Source organism: Halalkalibacter kiskunsagensis (assembly GCF_037027555.1).
GTDB classification, from domain to species: domain Bacteria; phylum Bacillota; class Bacilli; order Bacillales; family Bacillaceae_D; genus Halalkalibacter; species Halalkalibacter kiskunsagensis.
On record NZ_JAXBLX010000005.1, the window covers coordinates 124,233 to 142,450 of the forward strand.

At 38.2% G+C, this 18,218-nt stretch carries 19 protein-coding genes; all 19 read left to right on the top strand.

Features of this window, described 5'->3' with window-relative positions; genetic code table 11:
• Positions 1 to 56: 56 nt before the first annotated feature.
• Positions 57 to 407, top strand: coding sequence for an ArsR/SmtB family transcription factor (locus SLH51_RS04540; protein ID WP_332689460.1), 351 nt, complete (start codon positions 57 to 59; stop codon positions 405 to 407).
• 15 nt (positions 408 to 422) lie between these two features.
• The gene (gene arsB / locus SLH51_RS04545) at positions 423 to 1,487 is read left to right on the top strand and encodes an ACR3 family arsenite efflux transporter (protein ID WP_335959444.1); all 1,065 of its coding nucleotides are present in this window, start codon (positions 423 to 425) and stop codon (positions 1,485 to 1,487) included.
• 24 nt (positions 1,488 to 1,511) lie between these two features.
• On the top strand, positions 1,512 to 1,937 hold the full coding sequence (gene arsC, locus SLH51_RS04550; RefSeq protein ID WP_335959446.1) for an arsenate reductase (thioredoxin): 426 nt from the start codon (positions 1,512 to 1,514) through the stop codon (positions 1,935 to 1,937).
• Between the two features lie 241 nt (positions 1,938 to 2,178).
• On the top strand, positions 2,179 to 2,535 hold the full coding sequence (gene arsD / locus SLH51_RS04555) for an arsenite efflux transporter metallochaperone ArsD (RefSeq protein ID WP_335959448.1): 357 nt from the start codon (positions 2,179 to 2,181) through the stop codon (positions 2,533 to 2,535).
• Entirely contained in the window at positions 2,532 to 4,295 is a 1,764-nt protein-coding gene (arsA, locus tag SLH51_RS04560) for an arsenical pump-driving ATPase (protein ID WP_335959450.1), read from the top strand. Before arsD ends, arsA begins: the two co-directional genes overlap by 4 nt.
• 115 nt (positions 4,296 to 4,410) lie before the next feature.
• On the top strand, positions 4,411 to 4,734 hold the full coding sequence (locus SLH51_RS04565) for an ArsR/SmtB family transcription factor (RefSeq protein WP_335959452.1): 324 nt from the start codon (positions 4,411 to 4,413) through the stop codon (positions 4,732 to 4,734).
• 93 nt (positions 4,735 to 4,827) lie between these two features.
• On the top strand, positions 4,828 to 5,208 hold the full coding sequence (locus SLH51_RS04570; protein ID WP_335959453.1) for an ArsR/SmtB family transcription factor: 381 nt from the start codon (positions 4,828 to 4,830) through the stop codon (positions 5,206 to 5,208).
• Positions 5,205 to 7,340, top strand: a complete 2,136-nt coding sequence (locus SLH51_RS04575; RefSeq protein ID WP_335959455.1) for a heavy metal translocating P-type ATPase — start codon at positions 5,205 to 5,207, stop codon at positions 7,338 to 7,340. The genes SLH51_RS04570 and SLH51_RS04575 overlap by 4 nt, the downstream gene beginning before the upstream one ends.
• A gap of 256 nt (positions 7,341 to 7,596) precedes the next feature.
• Positions 7,597 to 8,109, top strand: a complete 513-nt coding sequence (locus SLH51_RS04580) for a DUF2243 domain-containing protein (protein WP_335959457.1) — start codon at positions 7,597 to 7,599, stop codon at positions 8,107 to 8,109.
• Entirely contained in the window at positions 8,099 to 8,929 is an 831-nt protein-coding gene (locus tag SLH51_RS04585; protein ID WP_335959458.1) for a cytochrome c oxidase assembly protein, read from the top strand. Before SLH51_RS04580 ends, SLH51_RS04585 begins: the two co-directional genes overlap by 11 nt.
• Before the next feature lie 182 nt (positions 8,930 to 9,111).
• The gene (locus SLH51_RS04590; protein WP_335959460.1) at positions 9,112 to 9,372 is read left to right on the top strand and encodes a metal-sensitive transcriptional regulator; all 261 of its coding nucleotides are present in this window, start codon (positions 9,112 to 9,114) and stop codon (positions 9,370 to 9,372) included.
• Between the two features lie 386 nt (positions 9,373 to 9,758).
• Positions 9,759 to 11,219, top strand: a complete 1,461-nt coding sequence (locus SLH51_RS04595) for a SulP family inorganic anion transporter (protein ID WP_335959461.1) — start codon at positions 9,759 to 9,761, stop codon at positions 11,217 to 11,219.
• A 150-nt stretch (positions 11,220 to 11,369) separates the two neighbouring features.
• A complete protein-coding gene (locus SLH51_RS04600; protein ID WP_335959463.1) occupies positions 11,370 to 11,786 on the top strand; it encodes a universal stress protein in 417 nt (138 codons plus the stop codon).
• Positions 11,787 to 11,989: 203 nt separating this feature from the next.
• A complete protein-coding gene (locus tag SLH51_RS04605) occupies positions 11,990 to 13,150 on the top strand; it encodes a GNAT family N-acetyltransferase (RefSeq protein WP_335959465.1) in 1,161 nt (386 codons plus the stop codon).
• Between the two features lie 280 nt (positions 13,151 to 13,430).
• Entirely contained in the window at positions 13,431 to 14,450 is a 1,020-nt protein-coding gene (locus SLH51_RS04610; RefSeq protein WP_335959466.1) for a PstS family phosphate ABC transporter substrate-binding protein, read from the top strand.
• A gap of 110 nt (positions 14,451 to 14,560) precedes the next feature.
• Positions 14,561 to 15,517: a phosphate ABC transporter permease subunit PstC gene (gene pstC / locus SLH51_RS04615; RefSeq protein WP_335959493.1), complete on the top strand. Its 957-nt coding sequence runs from the start codon at positions 14,561 to 14,563 to the stop codon at positions 15,515 to 15,517.
• A gap of 1 nt (position 15,518) precedes the next feature.
• Positions 15,519 to 16,403, top strand: a complete 885-nt coding sequence (gene pstA, locus SLH51_RS04620) for a phosphate ABC transporter permease PstA (RefSeq protein WP_335959468.1) — start codon at positions 15,519 to 15,521, stop codon at positions 16,401 to 16,403.
• A gap of 23 nt (positions 16,404 to 16,426) precedes the next feature.
• Positions 16,427 to 17,251, top strand: a complete 825-nt coding sequence (pstB, locus tag SLH51_RS04625) for a phosphate ABC transporter ATP-binding protein PstB (RefSeq protein WP_335959470.1) — start codon at positions 16,427 to 16,429, stop codon at positions 17,249 to 17,251.
• A 14-nt stretch (positions 17,252 to 17,265) separates the two neighbouring features.
• On the top strand, positions 17,266 to 17,919 hold the full coding sequence (phoU, locus tag SLH51_RS04630) for a phosphate signaling complex protein PhoU (RefSeq protein WP_335959472.1): 654 nt from the start codon (positions 17,266 to 17,268) through the stop codon (positions 17,917 to 17,919).
• Positions 17,920 to 18,218: the final 299 nt, after the last annotated feature.

Here is an 18,218-nt window from a genome sequence, read left to right on the forward strand (position 1 = left end):
GCGTATATAAGCATATGTTTATATAATGAGTTCAAATGTAGAAAGGACTGAATTCGATGAGCGGTACCATTTCTTTAGTTGAAATAGAAACAGCTTCAAAAATATTAAAACTGCTAGGGGATAAGACACGTTTAGGCATGGTAGCGATGCTCTCAGAAGACGAATGTTGTGTTTGTGAGTTTGTCGAGTTATTTCAAATGAGCCAACCTTCTGTTAGCCAACATTTACGGAAATTAAGAGACGTCGGTCTTGTTGAAGAAACAAGACGTGGTCAGTGGATCTTCTACCGTATTAATACGTCACATGAAGCGTATCCAATGGTTCAAACGCTTCTTGTACATCTTCCTGATCAGAGAAGCAAGCTCATTGAATTGGAACAACGCGGCTTGCGTGTAAGTTGTGATTAGAGGAGGGGTAAGAGAATGAGTAATGAAAGTGGAAAAGGTATCGGTTTTTTTGAACGATATTTAACATTTTGGGTTATTATCTGTATTATCATTGGGGTTGCAATTGGACAGTTTCTTCCTGTTATTCCCGAAACATTATCGAGGTTTGAATATGCCCAAGTATCAATTCCAGTGGCAATACTAATTTGGTTAATGATTTATCCAATGATGACTCAAGTTGATTTTAGTTCAATTGTCAATGCAGGAAAGAAACCAAAAGGTTTAGTGATCACCATTATCGTGAACTGGTTAATTAAGCCTTTTACAATGTTCTTTTTTGCTTGGTTGTTTTTAAAAGTTATCTTTGGAGGAATTCTTCCTGCTGATTTAGCTACAGAGTATATTGCTGGAGCTGTCTTGCTTGGAGCGGCGCCTTGTACGGCAATGGTATTTGTGTGGAGTTACTTAACAAAAGGTGATGCTGGATACACTCTTGTCCAAGTGGCAATAAATAATTTGATTTTATTAGTTTTGTATGCACCGATTGTTATGTTACTTCTGAGAGTTGGAAATGTAAGTGTTCCGTTTGATACGGTCATACTCTCAATTGTTCTTTACGTTTTAATCCCTTTAATTGCCGGGTATTTGTCAAGAGTATTGATTATTAAAAAGAAGGGGAAGGAATGGTTTGAAAATGTCTATTTAAAAACAATTGGTAAATTTACGATTGTCGGACTTTTATTAACACTGATCATTTTATTTTCATTCCAAGGGGATGTAATTATGAGTAATCCTCTTCATATCGTCTTAATCGCGATTCCATTAACAATACAGACCTTCTTTATCTTTGCTATTGCATACTTCTGGGCAAAGTATTGGAGAGTGAATCATAGTGTTGCAGCTCCAGCAGCCATGATCGGAACAAGTAATTTCTTTGAACTTGCCGTAGCTGTTGCCATTGGCTTATTTGGACTTCATTCTGGTGCAGCATTAGCTACAGTTGTCGGTATTTTAGTAGAAGTACCACTTATGCTTTTCTTAGTTAGAATCGCCAATAACACGAGACACTGGTTCCCGGCACATTCGGCTACCAATCAATAATTAAAATCTAAGGAGACAATGAACATGACTCAAACAAAACCAATTATTTATTTTCTATGTACAGGAAACTCTTGCCGTAGCCAAATGGCTGAAGGGTGGGGAAAGAAATACCTTGGAGACAAATATGACGTATACTCAGCCGGAATTGAAGCTCATGGTGTGAATCCAAACGCGGTAAAAGCAATGGCAGAAGTAGACGTTGATATATCAAATCAAACATCTGATACAATTGATCAAGAAATTTTGAAAAAAGCAGATTTAGTTGTGACTCTTTGTGGCCACGCAAACGACGTCTGCCCAGCGACACCGCCAAATAAAGAGCGTGAACATTGGGGCTTTGATGACCCAGCAAAAGCGGAAGGAACGGACGAAGAAAAGTGGGCGTTCTTCCAACGTGTTCGTGACGAGATCGGCGACCGTATCAAAACTTTTGCTGATACAGAAAAATAAATAAGAAAAAGATCGCAGAGCGATCTTTTTCAGAAGCAATGAGCGAAACCGTAGCTATGTTTTAAGCCTTTAGGAATGCCTTTCTCCTAAAGGGGCGCAACGTGCGAAGCCATTGCTCCTCCATTAATAAGCTTTTATACTTCTTTGAATTACTTATGTTTCACTTGTATAGATTCTGATCTATCAGAAAGAGAGGGTCTGGGCTCAGACCCTCCTTTCCTACAATAAAGGAGGAAACCAAATGCCAACGATTAAAATTTATGACCCAGCATTGTGTTGTGCAACAGGGGTATGTGGACCGAGTGTAGACCCAGAATTAACACGTGTTGCAACGACTATCTTTCTGTTAGAGAAAAAAGGGATTGATATCACTCGCTATAATTTAGGATCTGAGCCACAAGCATTTATTGATGAGACAAACATTCAGGAGCTATTAAATACAAAGGGAACAGATGCGTTACCTGCCGTTATGGTTGACGGTGAAGTAAAGCTTGTAGGACGTTATCCTACAAATGGAGAATTTGCAAAATGGGCGCATATCTCAGTAAGTGAGCTGACAAAAAAAGAAACAAAGTCTAAGGGGATTGAGTTATTATGAACAGGCGTTTTTTGCCAACATCAAATAACGTAACTCCTTATTTGTTTTTTACAGGAAAAGGTGGAGTTGGAAAGACGTCAACTGCGTGTGCCACAGCAGTTGCGCTAGCGGATGAAGGGAAACAAGTGTTAATTGTGAGCACTGATCCAGCTTCGAATCTCCAAGATTTGTTTGAGGAAGAAATCGGCTACGAAAAAACAACGATTCCACATGTTTCCAACCTACAAGCGATTAATCTTGATCCTGAGGCTGCAGCTGCGGCTTATCGTGAAAAAGTTGTTGGGCCATACCGCGATAAGCTTCCAGGTCCAGTTGTGGCTCAAATGGAAGAACAACTCTCAGGAGCGTGCACGGTTGAAATTGCAGCATTTGATGAGTTTGCGTCGATATTAACGAATCCAGAACGAACAAGCGAATTTGACCATATCATTTTTGATACAGCACCAACGGGGCATACGCTGCGCTTGCTCCAGCTCCCGACAGCTTGGTCAAGCTTTTTAGAAGATAGTACGCACGGTGCCTCATGTCTTGGACCGTTATCAGGATTAGGCGAGAAAAAGCAATTGTACGCAGAAGCAGTGAGGGCATTATCAAATCAAGAGCTCACAACACTTGTCCTTGTTTCAAGACCAGATGAATCTGCTCTGAATGAAGCAAACCGAGCCGCGACCGAGTTAAAGGAAATTGGGTTAACAAATCAGTTGCTTCTAATCAATGGGAAGCTCCAGGAATATGTGGAAGGAGATGCAGTTTCGACGTCCTTTTATGAACGTCAAGAACAAGCATTAGCGCACATGCCAGATCAATTAAAAACGATCGAATCTTTTGAATTGCCATATGTTCCTTATCAATTAACGGGTATTAAAGCGTTACGTACATTATTTAGAGAACAAACCTTCATCGAAGAGACTGTTGAGACCAATTCTCTAGCTGATGTATCCTCCTTACGAAACATTATTCAACAACTTGGACAAAAAAATCATGGCGTCATTATGACGATGGGCAAAGGCGGAGTAGGGAAAACGACCGTAGCTTCCGCAATAGCAGTTGGACTAAACGAATTGGGTCATTCAGTCCATTTAACGACAACCGATCCAGCAGAGCATCTAACGTATGTGTTAGGAAGCCAATCCAATCACGACTTTACTGTAAGCCGAATTGACCCAAAAGCAGAAGTTGAAGCTTACAAAAAGGAAGTTCTGACAAAAGCGAAAGAAACCGTTGATGAAGATGGTCTTGCTTATTTAGAAGAAGATTTAAATTCACCTTGTACAGAAGAAATTGCTGTGTTCCGGGCTTTTGCTAATGTCGTAGAGAAAGCGAAGGATTCATTTGTTGTTATTGATACAGCTCCAACTGGACACACATTGCTTCTTCTCGATGCGGCTCAATCTTATCATAAGGAGTTAGAGCGATCGACAGGAGAAATACCAGAGGCTGTTTCGAAGTTACTACCAAGACTAAAAAACGCGCACGAAACCGATGTCGTCATTGTCACTCTTCCAGAAGCAACGCCTGTACATGAAGCAACTCGGTTACAAGATGATTTAGCTCGAGCAGGTATAACACCAAGCTGGTGGGTAGTCAATCAAAGCTTTACAGCCACAAATACATCTGATCCTATTTTAAAAGCTCGTTCTCAATCAGAGACAAAGTGGATTGAACTAGTTTCTAAGGATCATTCGCGACAAACTGCAGTCATTCCATGGCAATTAGAAGCAACGGTTGGGTATGATCAAGTTAAACAATTAACGAAATAAAGATATATTTAAGGAAGGGAGCATATCAGCATAAAATGCTCCCTTCGCATTTGCAATTCACTAGCATTTGATGGTATATTATGTATATCAATATAAGTTGATGTGGGGGCTACGAATGGAAATTCCAGTTCGATTTGAAACGAATAACAATTCCTTTGAACCGGCATATTATGAAAAGAAGTTTAAAGCGCTTGCTGATGAAAAAAGATTAACGTTATTAAATGAATTATGTGTCCGTGGAGAAACATGTGTTTGTGACTTAACGGAGATTCTCGATATTCCGCAATCAAAGCTTTCGTACCATATTAAAATTTTGCTTGATGCTGAATTTATTGAGCGAGAAAAGAAGGGGCAATGGAATTATTACAAATTAAAAGAAGAAACGATGAATGAGATACTATCAGAAAAACTGTGTTGTATCTTAAGACCAAGCGAGTGAAGGAGAAACCTTTGCTCGCTTTTTTTGTTGCACATTTCGACACTTATGGAATATACTAATAATCAAATGAATGTTTGAATGATTGGGGATGGAATGATGACAAAACAGACGAAGAACATCGATATATGTGAAGTGTTTTCTTATGATGAAGAAGTTGTAGAGACAGTAAAAGGACAATTAACTGGCCAGCGATTTGATCGATTAGCTGATATGTTTAAAGTATTAGCAGATGAAACGCGTGTCAAAATAGCATATGCACTCTGCCAGCAAAAGGAACTATGCGTTTGCGACGTTGCATCGATTATTGGGACAACAAATGCGACGGCGTCACATCATCTCAGACATTTGCGCAACCTCCGTATCGCCAAAAGTGAAAAAAGAGGGAAGCTCGTTTTTTATTCTTTGGATGATGAGCATATTCGTACACTACTGATGACAGCCATTGCCCATCAAAAAGAGGAGGTAGATGGATGAGCCGTATGGAGAAATATGTCGTACAAGGATTTACTTGTGCACATTGTGCGAGTCAATTTGAGAACAATGTGAAGCAATTACCAGGTGTGGAAGAGGCAGAAGTGAATTTTCAGGCTTCAACGATTACAGTGATTGGAAATGTAACGAAGAAAGACGTAGAAAAAGAAGGAGCCTTTGAAAATCTGAAACTCTATACAAAAGATGAGCAAGTTGAAACGAAATCACTTTGGTCACAATCGTCTACATGGAGAACGTTGATTTCTGGCCTATTGCTGTTGAGCGGTTTTTTCGTACATGGTGTTTGGGGAGAAGAATTACTTGCGATTCTTTTTTATGCCTCTTCGATGGTCATTGGTGGTTATTCTTTATTTCTTCAAGGGTTAAAAAATCTTTTCCATGCCCGTTTTGATATGAAGACGTTAATGACGATAGCGGTTATTGGGGCAAGCATCATTGGCGAGTGGGGAGAAGGTGCAACAGTTGTCTTTCTTTTTGCAATTAGTCAAATGCTTGAAACATACTCAATGGAGCGCGCACGTAGGTCGATACGGTCGTTATTTGACGACACTCCGAAGCAAGCGCGAACATGGAGGAATGGGACGTGGATCGAAGTAGATGTTGAAGATATAATGGTTGGAGATAGAGTAATGGTGCATCCCGGCGAGAAAGTGACAATTGATGGAAAAGTGATCAAAGGTGCCTCCACCATTAATCAGGCGGCTATCACAGGGGAGTCCATTCCAGTTGAAAAGCAAAGTGGGGATCCTGTGTTTGCTGGTACATTAAACGAAGAGGGGCATCTTGAAGTAGAAGTAACAAAGCTCAACGAAGATTCAACCTTATCGAAAATGATAAAAGTAGTCGAAGAAGCTCAATCAAAAAGAGCGTCAGCACAAGCATTTATTGATCGATTCGCTACTGTGTATACACCGATCATTATTGTCATTGCCTTTGCGGTTGCAATTGTTCCCCCATTATTTTTTAACGGGATATGGCTTGATTGGGTGTATCAAGGCCTTGCTGTCTTAGTTGTAGGTTGTCCATGTGCCTTGGTGATTTCAACACCCGTTTCGATTGTAACCGCACTTGGAACAGCTGCACGTCATGGCATTTTGTTAAAGGGTGGAATCCATTTAGAAGAGACAGGAAAAATTGAAACGGTCGCCTTTGATAAAACTGGGACGTTAACAAATGGAAAACCAGTTGTAACCGATATTTGGCTTGCTAATGAAGAGAAGGAAGCAGAGTTTTTAACAATCGTTGCATCACTTGAACAGCATTCGAAGCATCCACTCGCTGTAGCGGTCGTCAAGTACGTTGATGAGAAAAACTGGAACAATGATAGAGAAGTAACGAACTTTCACTCTGAAACGGGTAAGGGAATATCAGGTAAAATAGACGGGATTTCCTATTATATAGGGAGTGAATCTTTTATTACACAAGTTAGTGAATTCACTGATCATACGCAAGCGGTTATTCAGCAATTTAAGGAAGAAGCAAAAACGCTCATGATCCTTGCGACAAAAAAAGACGTAATTGGAATGATCGCTCTTAGTGATTCAGTGCGAGAGGAAAGCAAATCAATTGTATCAGCCCTTCATCACCTTGGTATTCGTAACACCATTTTGCTTACTGGGGATCATGAACGCTCAGCGCAAGTGATTGCAAATCAAGTGGGGATATCGGAAGTGAAAGCGAATCTGCTTCCAAATGAAAAAATGTCCTATGTTCAATCATTACGTGACAGCGGAAGACATGTTGCGATGGTCGGAGATGGAGTAAATGACGCTGCTGCCTTAGCTACGGCGAATGTTGGGATGGCGATGGGTGGTGCGGGATCTGATGTAGCGTTAGAGACGGCTGATATTGTCTTTATGAAGGATGACTTATCGAAGCTCCCATTTGCAATTCAATTAAGTAGGCGTACAAAAACGATTATTAAACAAAATATTACGCTATCATTAGTGTTGAAGCTTCTTGCTTTATTACTTGTCATTCCAGGTTGGCTAACACTTTGGATCGCGATTGTTGCCGATATGGGTGCAACCTTGCTTGTTACGTTGAATGGACTTCGTTTGCTAAAAGGGAAGAAAGTTCATAGTAACAAACAAAGTGACAATGCCTTGAACTGAGTAAGTGCTCAAGTAGTTAATGGCAAACTAGTTACTAATAAAGATGAAAGGTGAAACTAGATAAAAAAACCTTCTATGGAAATAGGAGGTTTTTTACTTTTGCACGAGAGCGGACCAGCATACTACCCGTAGGATCTTTTTATTAAATACGAGGTGTATGTAGAAATAACCTAGAGAGGTTGATTACTATAGGTAGATATTGGATAAAGTAAAACAATGGTCTGAGAGTAAAATAATTTCTGTGCTGGAGGATTAAATGAATAATCAGACATTGTCTAATAATAATTCAAAATACACACTTCGTACAGTCTACTCGTCTCGCAATCTATGGTCTGGTATATTATTTGGACTTGGTCTTGTGGCATTCTTCGACGAGACTGTATTTCATCAACTTCTGCGCTGGCACCACTTTTATGATAAATCTACAACAGATATTGGCTTAATATCAGATGGACTCTTTCATGCGTTTAGTTGGTTTGCAACAATTGGTGGATTGTTTATGCTGGCTGATTTAAGAAGACGAAATGCCTTATGGCTTAAAAGATGGTGGGGAGGTGTATTGTTAGGTGCGGGTGTATTCCAATTGTATGATGGGATTGTGCAGCATAAGCTCATGCGTTTACACCAAATTCGTTATGTCGAAAATGTGATTATCTATGACCTAGTATGGAATATCATTGCAATAGTAATGGTCGTTGCTGGAGTCATTCTCCTCTATCAAACAAGACACGATCAACAAACAGGAGGGACTATCTCACATGAACAGTGACAATTATCACCATGCAGGTGGAACACATATTCACGAAGTAATCGGAATCGTGCCTCAGATTATCTTAGTTCTTCCGTTTGTCATAGGCTTAGTTATTTATTTCTTTGCTGTAATCAATTCAAATCGCCGATACAGAAAATGGCCATTTTACCGTACTGTCCTTTGGGTTATTGGAGTTCTTTGTGCGATTGTGGCAGTGGCAGGACCTTTTGCGCAGCGTGCACATACTGATTTTACAGTACATATGTTAGGTCATTTACTTCTTGGAATGCTTGCTCCGCTTCTCATGGTGTTATCTGCACCAATGACTCTTGCCTTACGAACTCTAAATGTGACACTAGCACGACGTCTTACCAGGGTGTTGAAAAGTTGGCCAGTTCGTTTGTTAAGTGATCCGATTGTTGCATCTCTGCTAAATATTGGTGGGTTATGGATCCTTTATGCAACTGACTTGTACACAGCAATGCACGAAAATATCACTCTGCATGTGCTAATCCATCTACACGTATTTTTAGCTGGCTATCTTTTCACGTTATCGATGATATACATCGATCCTACACCACATCCAACAAGCTATGTATATCGTGCAACTGTGTTAATTCTTGCTTTAGCTGCTCATGGCATTTTATCGAAGTATATTTATGCAAATCCACCTTCCGGCATTCCTGTATATCAGGCAGAAAAAGGCGGGATGCTTATGTACTATGGTGGTGACACTATCGATATTGTAATCATCTTTCTTCTTTGTTATCAATGGTACAGAGCCACTAGACCTAAAACAACAGTAACTATGAGTAGAGGGCAGTACAAGCATTTTTAATCAACTCAAATGTTTCAATGTTGTGAGAAGAGATTCATTTATAAAAGTCTTAAGTAGAAGAGACCTATGTTTGACAGATGACCGTACTTTCGCTTAAAATATACCCACACTAGTATAAATGAGTGATTGATATAAAATAGAAAACGTGATGTTTATAATGAGAAGAAATGGAGGGGAATTTCATGGAATATACAGATCAAATGAAAAATAGAGTGAAACGAGTCGAAGGACAAGTCAAAGCAATTGTGAGAATGATGGAAGAAGGTAAGGATTGTAGAGATCTAGTCATTCAAATGTCGGCAGCAAGAAATGCATTAGACCGTACAATAGGTGTCGTCGTCAGTACAAATTTAGAACAATGTGTGAGAGAGCAAATCGAAAAAGGGGAAGACACAGATATTTTTATCCAAGAAGCGGTCAATTTATTAGTAAAGAGTCGATAATACCGTATATCTTAAGCAAAATCATAATTTGTCTGAAAATCTTGTTTTCTCATAGAGGACACTGAAAAAGGTCGATTTCTACCTTTTCAGTGTCCTCTTCTCATAGGGAAGGTTTCTTGATTAGTTGCTTTGTTTCTAAACATTCATTTGATTTTGTGTAATTTAACATTTAGATTGGGCGATTTTATGACAAATTTATTGTAATGTGAGAATAGAAGAGTAAATGAGAGTAAATAGAAGAAAACACACAGTCGAATACGCTTACATAAAAGTTTGAAATTTTGTGGGATGATGGTAAGATACGTTTGTTAATAACGGATCCCGACTTTTGTGAGAGTCAAAAGTCGAACAAGTAATACAAACAAAAAAGGAAAAGAGGTGCTAGATTGAACATTCAATCTATTAAACAAGAATGGTTTGGAAATGTAAGAGGTGACGTGTTGGCCGGCCTTGTCGTCGCACTTGCATTGATTCCAGAAGCAATTGCCTTCTCAATTATTGCTGGTGTTGACCCAATGGTTGGGTTGTACGCATCTTTTTGTATTGCCGTTATGATTGCTTTTGTCGGTGGACGTCCAGGGATGATTTCTGCTGCAACAGGTGCAATGGCATTGCTCATGGTGACCCTTGTGGCCGATCATGGCTTGCAATATTTACTAGCAGCTACCATTTTAACTGGTGTTTTACAAATTTTATTTGGTGTATTTAAGCTTGCTAGAATTATGAAATTTGTTCCTCGTTCTGTAATGGTTGGTTTCGTTAATGCATTAGCGATCTTAATTTTTATGGCACAACTTGAACAATTTGTCGATGCAACATGGGTCATGTATGCTCTAGTTGCTGCAACTTTAGCTATTATTTATGGTTTACCACGTATCACAAAAGCTGTTCCTTCAGCACTTGTTGCTATCGTGATGATATCAGTTCTAGTAATCTTTATGGGAGTCGATATTCGTACAGTAGGAGATATGGGGGCATTAACACAGGCCCTTCCAATGTTTTTAATTCCGCAAATTCCTTTGAATTTTGAAACATTAATGATTATTTTCCCTTATTCGCTTGCATTAGCGATCGTTGGTTTACTCGAATCTCTTTTAACAGCCAATATTGTTGATGATATGACTGATACAGAGAGTGACAAAAACAAGGAAAGCCGTGGACAAGGGATTGCCAATATAGTAGCTGGTTTCTTTGGCGGAATGGCAGGTTGTGCAATGATTGGTCAATCGGTTATTAACGTGAAATCAGGTGGGAGAGGTCGCCTTTCTGCTTTAATAGCAGGTGTTGTCCTAATGTTTTTAATTTTAGTTCTTGGCGGCTTAGTTGTACAGATTCCAATGGCAGCCCTAGTGGGGGTTATGTTCATGGTATCGTTTAGTACTTTTGATTGGGGTTCTGTGCGCAACATTCATAAACTTCCTCGTACAGACGCAATCGTCATGATTGTTACAGTTGCGACAGTAGTTATTACTCATAACTTAGCAATTGGTGTATTTGCCGGTGTGCTATTAAGTGCGATTTTCTTTGCTGCGAAAATCTCAAAAGTTCATGTAGAGAAATACTATATTAATCACTTAGATAAGCAAGTATACAAGGTACATGGTCAAATTTTCTTTGCATCGGTTACAGACTTCGTAAACAAATTCGATTATAGACAAGATGTGAGGAATGTTGAGATTGATTTAACGAACGCTCATTTATGGGATGACTCAGCAATCGGTGCTCTTGATAAAATTGAAGGTAAATTTGAACAGAGCGGTATTAAAGTAGAGTATGTAGGCTTAAATTCAGAAAGTGAAAAGTTAAAAGATAAAATGGGTGGCTTATCAAAAGCATCAGGGCATTAAAGTATTGAAGACAGCGGGTTAGTTCCTTCTGTCTTCTTTGCTTATGAAAATATGTAAGTAGATTCCATGAACGATCTTTACAATAGAACTGCACTTGATTACGATAGATGTAAGATTATAGTTTGTCATATGCTAAAGGGGGACTCTTATATGTTTAAAAATATTTTATTAGCATCAGATGGCTCAGAACATTCATTTCGTTCGGCTGAAAAAGCAGTTAGTTTGGCAAAATTGCATAATGGCAAAATTGATGTGGTGTATGCAATCGATGGTTCAACATCGAAATCTGATGTATTAACGAATAATAGTAAATTTGAAATTGAGAGAAAACGCAAAGAAAAGCTAGCACCGATTGTTGAATTATTAGAAAAAGAAGAAATCGATTATAAGGTCCATATTATTCAAGGAGAACCAGGACCAACCATTGTCAACTTTGCTAATAAAGGACAGTTTGATTGTGTTGTTGTCGGTTCACGTGGGTTAAATAAGCTACAAACGATGGTGCTAGGTAGTGTGAGTCATAAAATTGCAAAGCGCGTAGAAGTACCAGTGTTAATTGTTAAATAAATTAGTCGAATGAAGGATCCATTCTAGTCACATGAGAATGGATCCTTCACTATTTTTGAGGAAGGACTTTTATAAAAAAAGCAGAAATAGTATTCCTAACGTAAAAAACGAAAAGAGGAGAAGCATGAATAGACAGAAAGCAGAAAATGGACATCTATTTCTGTCAATTGATTTCAATACGATAATTATAAGGGAGATGACGTATGAACGTTTTGAATATAGGGGAAGAGAGACATGAAGAAGCGATTCGGTTATCTGAATATGCATTTCAATACAAAGTAGCAGACGAAGAATTAAAAGAGCAGCTAGCTTATGTAAAGAAACATCATCAGGTAATAGGAATCATTGAAGAAGAGGCACTTGTTGCCAAGCTCCACTTTCTTCCATTAGAAATATACCTTGGCGACATGAAAATGAAAATGGGTGGGATTGCTGGTGTGGCTACGTACCCGGAGTTTAGACGAAACGGTTTTGTTAAAGAAATGCTCGTAACGATTTTAGAAAAAATGCGAATCGAAGGGTATAGTGTCTCCATGCTGTATCCATTTTCTGTTCCGTTTTATCGTCGCTATGGTTGGGAATTGTTTACGAATCGATTAAAAGCAAGCATGTCCAAAGCAGATCTTCACTTTCAAGAACCAACAGCAGGAAAAGTGAAACGCATTTTCAACTCTCCTCCATTTCAAGTATTAAATGATTTGTATGAAACATATGCAAAAAACTATTCAGGAATGCTTGTTCGTGAACAAGATTGGTGGGAGAAGATTGTAAAAAATCAACAGATTGCGATTTATTATGATCAAGCCAATCAACCAAGTGGATACATAATGTATACTGTAAAAAACAAAGCGATGAAGGTGGAAGAGTTAGTTACATTACATGCAGAAGCAAAACGAGGCATTTGGAATTTTATTTGCCAGCATGATTCCATGATTGATGAACTTGAAATAATAACTCAAGAGAAAGAGCCATTGCTTTTTTCGATTAACGAACCAAGAGTTAAACTCGAAATCACTCCTTATTTCATGGCAAGAATTGTAGATGTTGAATTATTATTGAAGCAATATGTATGTAACTGGCACAGTGACATAGAAGAGCTTGTTTTACAAGTATCAGATTCATATGCAGCTTGGAATGATAAGACATTCGTTCTTACGCCGAACAAAATACTTATTGAAAATCGGGATGTTTACAAAGAAAATAGTATACAATTATCAATTAACGCATTATCAACGATTCTTTTTGGCTATAAAACACCAAGTGAATTATCAGAAGTTGGTCAAATAAAAGGAAAAAGGGAAGAAATAGAGAAGTTTGAGCGTCTCCTACCCAAAAGAGCACCGTTCTTTTACGATTTCTTTTAGTCGATCCTAGGGTCTATTCCACTTATGCTACATAACAGTAGCATGAGTTGGACTAGATCCTTTTTTGTTGTCTCAAAGTGACTTACAATCCATCCATGCTCGACTATTTTTAAAAACTGTTTCTATATGTAACTAACAAATTTCGAGTGGATTAGAGTGCTATTTACAAAACCTTTACATTGCAATCATACGTTCTTAATATTTCTCTACTATACTAGCAATTGTGAGAGGGAAACCTTCAAACATAAATTTGCTAGAGAGAAAAGGGAGGACAATTTCAGTGAATCTTAAAAAGTATTTCTTGTTCCTAGTAATGGCAGCAGTAATGGTCGTAGCCACAGCATGTGGTGGCGGAGATGAAGAAGCAACAACTGAATCAGATGAGCAAACAGGTACTGAAGAAGTAGAAGGTACAGACACAGAAACAGAAGAAGCGACAGAAGGTACTGAGTTAGAAGGTAGTGTAGTGGTAGATGGTTCTGGTACTGTGTATCCTTTAATGTCAGTAGTAGCTGAAGAATATATGTACACTGAGCAAGAAAATGTATCAGTTGAAGTAAGCCGCGCTGGAACAAGTGCTGGTTTTGGTAAATTCCTAATTGAAAATGGAACTGATTTTAATAATGCATCACGTCAAATTAAAGATGAAGAACAAGCAGAAGCTGATACAGTTGGCTTTGAAGTTAAAGAAATGAAAGTAGCATTAGACGGATTAACATTCGTTATTAACAAAGAAAATGATTGGGCAACAGAGCTAACAGAAGAAGAATTAATTCGTATTTTCAAACATGATGGTGGGGTTACTAAATGGTCGGACCTTCGTCCTGAATTCCCAGATGAAGAAATCAAACCAATGGGTCCAAATGAAAACCATGGTACGTATGAGTTTTTCTATGAAAATATCCTTGAAAAAGAAGATTTAGTCGATGGTGTTAACCTTCAACAAGAATATTCGACACTTGTAAATTTAGTATCAGAAGATGTGAATGGTATTGCGTTCTTTGGCTTTGGTTACTACGTTAACAACCAAGATAAATTAGCTGCGGTTAATGTTGACTTCGGTGATGGTCCAGTTGAACCGACTCTAGAAACAATTGGCGAAGATGCCGAGTATGCTCCGTTTACACGTCCAGTATTTACGTATTTAAATGTTGATATGGCGAAGGAAAAGCCACAAGTATTGGATTTCGCTCTATATGTAGCTAACAATGTAAATGACTTTGCTGGTGAAGCTGGATTTGCTCCATTACCAGACGCGGAACTTCAAGAATATGTTGCCTTTTTAGAAGGGTTGAAATAAGGAATTGTTCGTTTTTGAGGATGAGAGCATCTCAATTGTTCTCATCTTCAATTCTGTTTAACTGTTCGAATTGTATAGAACAAGTTAGGTGAAAAAGGGGTGCACACATGATGGAAACAAACAGCGCTTTAAATGAGGGGAACGCTGTTAACGTTCGAGAATTGATTATTGAAAAAAAGAGTAAACGAAACATAACTAATGTTTTAGAAAAAATAATGCCTAAAGTTCTTCTTTCGATTGCTATGATCTCAATCCTTACAACAGTTGGGATTGTCCTTACGCTGTTAACAGAAACAGTTGAGTTCTTTTCAAGGGTACCATTAATTGACTTTTTTACTGGGACAGTACTGAAACCACTTAGTCAGAATCCAGAATTCGGTGTTTTGCCGTTATTAACAGGAACGATTATCTCATCGTTTATTGCGATGTTTGTAGCCATTCCTATCGGCCTTATGACAGCTATTTATTTAAGTGAATATGCTTCAGATAAAGTAAGAAGACTGTTAAAACCAATGCTAGAAATACTTGCAGGGATCCCTACCATTGTTTATGGATTCTTTGCCTTTACATTTGTTACTCCTATTTTAAGAGAATTTATTCCGGGACTACAAGCAACAAATATACTCAGTCCGGGGATTGTGATGGGAATTATGATTATTCCAATGGTAGCATCGTTATCTGAAGATGCAATGAGCTCTGTACCTAACTCGATGAGAGAAGGAGCGCTAGCGTTGGGATCAACGAAGTTAGAAGTAACTGGAAAAGTAATTATTCCAGCGGCGATGTCTGGAATTGTTGCTTCATTCGTTCTTGGAATTTCACGTGCGATTGGTGAAACGATGATTGTAACAATCGCGAGTGGGAGTTCTAAAAACTTTACATTTGACATTACTCAATCTATGCAAACGATGACTGCATATATTGTTGAAGTAACTGGTGGGGACGCACCTGCTGGTTCGACTATATATTATAGCTTATACGCTGTTGCAATGACTTTGTTTATCTTTACATTTATTATGAATTTACTTGCTAGATACATCTCTCGTAGATTTAGGGAGGAATATTAATATGAAATATGTAGATACAGCTCAAGTTCAAAAAAAAATGAATACGCGCTTAGTAACGAATAACCTTGCAAAATCATTATTCTTTGTATCAACCATATTTGGCCTTATTGTACTAGCTGTTTTAATTTTCCGTGTCGTGTCAGAGGGAATCAGTTGGATTAATTTCGATTTTCTTACAGGGAAATTATCAACAAATGCCGACCGAGCGGGCATAATGGGTGCGGTCCTCGGAACGCTATGGCTAATGGCCGTGGTTGCACCAGTAACAATGCTTGTAGGAGTAGGTACAGCCATCTATTTAGAATCGTATGCAAAAAAAGGACGTCTACAATCGTTTATCCAAACCAATATTTCGAATTTAGCTGGTGTACCATCAATTGTCTTTGGAATATTAGGTCTTACTGTATTCGTGCGAGCATTGGAATTTGGAAATGTAGTTTTAGCTGGTGGGTTAACGATGTCACTGTTAGTGCTACCAATTGTTGTTGTTGCAAGTCAGGAAGCAATTCGTGCTGTACCTGCTCACCTTAGTGAAGCTTCATATGGAATGGGTGCGACAAAGTGGCAAACAATCAAGAATATTGTATTGCCAGCAGCGTTACCAGGAATTTTAACAGGTGCTATATTATCACTTTCTCGTGCAATTGGAGAAACGGCTCCGCTTGTCGTAATAGGAATACCTGCACTGTTAATCCCGTTTCCGGGTAGTATTATGGATCGTTTCACGATCTTGCCAATGCAAATTTATTATTGGACAATCGACTCGGCACTAGTCGCTGAGTATGCCAACCTTGCAGCAGCTACAATTATTGTACTGCTAGTCGTTTTATTCTTATTAAATTCAATTGCAATTATTATTCGAAATAAATTCCAACAAAGGTATTAAATTTTATACAGGGGGTAAACGTGATGGCACTTGCGTCAGAAAAAGCACCATTTCAATCAGTAGGTGAACCCGTTCAAAATGTTCAAGTAGATCAGAAAGTTGTGTATGGTACAAAGGATTTAAATCTTTGGTATGGAAAAGATCACGCTCTAAAAAATATTAGTTTAGATATTTATGAAAAAGAGGTAACTGCCATCATTGGACCTTCTGGATGCGGTAAGTCAACGTATATCAAAACGCTTAATCGAATGGTTCAATTGGTTCCTACTGTACGAATTTCTGGAGATATCTCTTATCGCGGAAAAAGTATCTTAGATAAATCTTATAAAGTAGAAGATTTACGCACGCGTGTTGGGATGGTCTTTCAAAAGCCAAATCCATTTCCAAAGTCTATTTATGAAAATGTAGCATATGGACCGAAAATTCATGGCATTCGAAACAAAAAAATTCTTGATCAAATTGTAGAGCGTAGTTTGCGCGGAGCGGCGATTTGGGATGAGGTAAAAGACCGTCTACATGAGAATGCCTATGGTTTATCTGGTGGCCAGCAACAACGTCTATGTATCGCTCGCTGCTTGGCCATTGAACCAGATGTTATATTAATGGATGAACCAACTTCAGCTCTTGACCCTAAATCAACTCTTAAAGTCGAAGAATTGATTCAAGAATTAAAAAAAGAATACTCAATTATTATCGTCACTCATAACATGCAACAAGCTGCACGCATTTCAGATAAAACAGCCTTTTTCTTAAATGGCGAAGTGGTTGAATATGACCAAACAGATGTTATTTTTTCTAATCCATCTGATAAGCGGACAGAAGATTACATTACAGGAAGATTCGGATAAGAAGGTGCAATGCTATGGTTGTTCGTGAGAGTTTCCATTCACAGCTTGATTTAGTAAAACAACAACTTCTTGATATGGGAACGCGTGTTTGTGGAGTGATTGACTTAATGATACATGCATTTGCATCTTCAGAAGCAAGTGTGATGGAAAAAATTATTACCCATGATTATCAAATTAATCAACTAGAGATTGGAGTGCATGATCAAGTAACTCTTTTAATCTCCAGGCAACAGCCTGTTGCAACTGATTTACGAAAGCTGATCGTTGCTTTGAAAATTTCAAGTGACTTGGAAAGAGTAGCTGACTTAGTCGTAGATGTTGCTAAACAAGCGAAACGAATAAAAAAGGATAGCTTGTTGACTTTCCAAGTGAAAATAGTGGCGATGTTTACAATGGCTCAAGAAATGATTACGAAGTCGTTGGAGGCTTATCGACAATCTAATTTACTGATGGCTCAAAAAATTGCAACAATGGACGATAAAGTCGATGATTTGTATGGAGAAATAATACGAGAACTTTTCAAAATGGATAGCGATCAAATTGAAGTGGACCAAGTAACTCAGCTGGCTTTTATTGGTCGCTACATTGAACGAATTGCTGACTATGCAACCAATATTGCAGAATGGGCTGTATATGAAGTGAATGGCAAGCATTTTGATTTGAATTAAGCTCTGTTCTTAAATGATTTGGGACTAAGTCTTAATAGTTCGTTAAAAAATATTTTTTGCTGGGTACGTGTATGTGACCTAAAGTCGGCAACCTTTTTTAGTAATAAAAATCAGGAAAAAACATCATCCTAACAATGGTTGGTGTTTTTTCTTTTGCGGAATGAACTCAGAATTAAACGTGGGAAAGTGATCTATAAAGCAAACCGTTAATGAATTAAAAAATCTTTACAAAATCTTTACATTAACACTATTTACAAATTCTTATAAATTTCTTAACATGATGTAGGGGATTAGAGTTG

Bases quoted from the DNA above. Each gene is read 5' to 3' on its own strand.
- SLH51_RS04540 (WP_332689460.1), top strand. From the start codon at position 57: ATGAGCGGTACCATTTCTTTAGTTGAAATAGAAACAGCTTCAAAAATA.
- arsB (WP_335959444.1), top strand. From the start codon at position 423: ATGAGTAATGAAAGTGGAAAAGGTATCGGTTTTTTTGAACGATATTTA.
- arsC (WP_335959446.1), top strand. From the start codon at position 1,512: ATGACTCAAACAAAACCAATTATTTATTTTCTATGTACAGGAAACTCT.
- arsD (WP_335959448.1), top strand. From the start codon at position 2,179: ATGCCAACGATTAAAATTTATGACCCAGCATTGTGTTGTGCAACAGGG.
- arsA (WP_335959450.1), top strand. From the start codon at position 2,532: ATGAACAGGCGTTTTTTGCCAACATCAAATAACGTAACTCCTTATTTG.
- SLH51_RS04565 (WP_335959452.1), top strand. From the start codon at position 4,411: ATGGAAATTCCAGTTCGATTTGAAACGAATAACAATTCCTTTGAACCG.
- SLH51_RS04570 (WP_335959453.1), top strand. From the start codon at position 4,828: ATGATGACAAAACAGACGAAGAACATCGATATATGTGAAGTGTTTTCT.
- SLH51_RS04575 (WP_335959455.1), top strand. From the start codon at position 5,205: ATGAGCCGTATGGAGAAATATGTCGTACAAGGATTTACTTGTGCACAT.
- SLH51_RS04580 (WP_335959457.1), top strand. From the start codon at position 7,597: ATGAATAATCAGACATTGTCTAATAATAATTCAAAATACACACTTCGT.
- SLH51_RS04585 (WP_335959458.1), top strand. From the start codon at position 8,099: ATGAACAGTGACAATTATCACCATGCAGGTGGAACACATATTCACGAA.
- SLH51_RS04590 (WP_335959460.1), top strand. From the start codon at position 9,112: ATGGAATATACAGATCAAATGAAAAATAGAGTGAAACGAGTCGAAGGA.
- SLH51_RS04600 (WP_335959463.1), top strand. From the start codon at position 11,370: ATGTTTAAAAATATTTTATTAGCATCAGATGGCTCAGAACATTCATTT.
- SLH51_RS04605 (WP_335959465.1), top strand. From the start codon at position 11,990: ATGAACGTTTTGAATATAGGGGAAGAGAGACATGAAGAAGCGATTCGG.
- pstC (WP_335959493.1), top strand. From the start codon at position 14,561: ATGGAAACAAACAGCGCTTTAAATGAGGGGAACGCTGTTAACGTTCGA.
- pstA (WP_335959468.1), top strand. From the start codon at position 15,519: ATGAAATATGTAGATACAGCTCAAGTTCAAAAAAAAATGAATACGCGC.
- pstB (WP_335959470.1), top strand. From the start codon at position 16,427: ATGGCACTTGCGTCAGAAAAAGCACCATTTCAATCAGTAGGTGAACCC.
- phoU (WP_335959472.1), top strand. From the start codon at position 17,266: ATGGTTGTTCGTGAGAGTTTCCATTCACAGCTTGATTTAGTAAAACAA.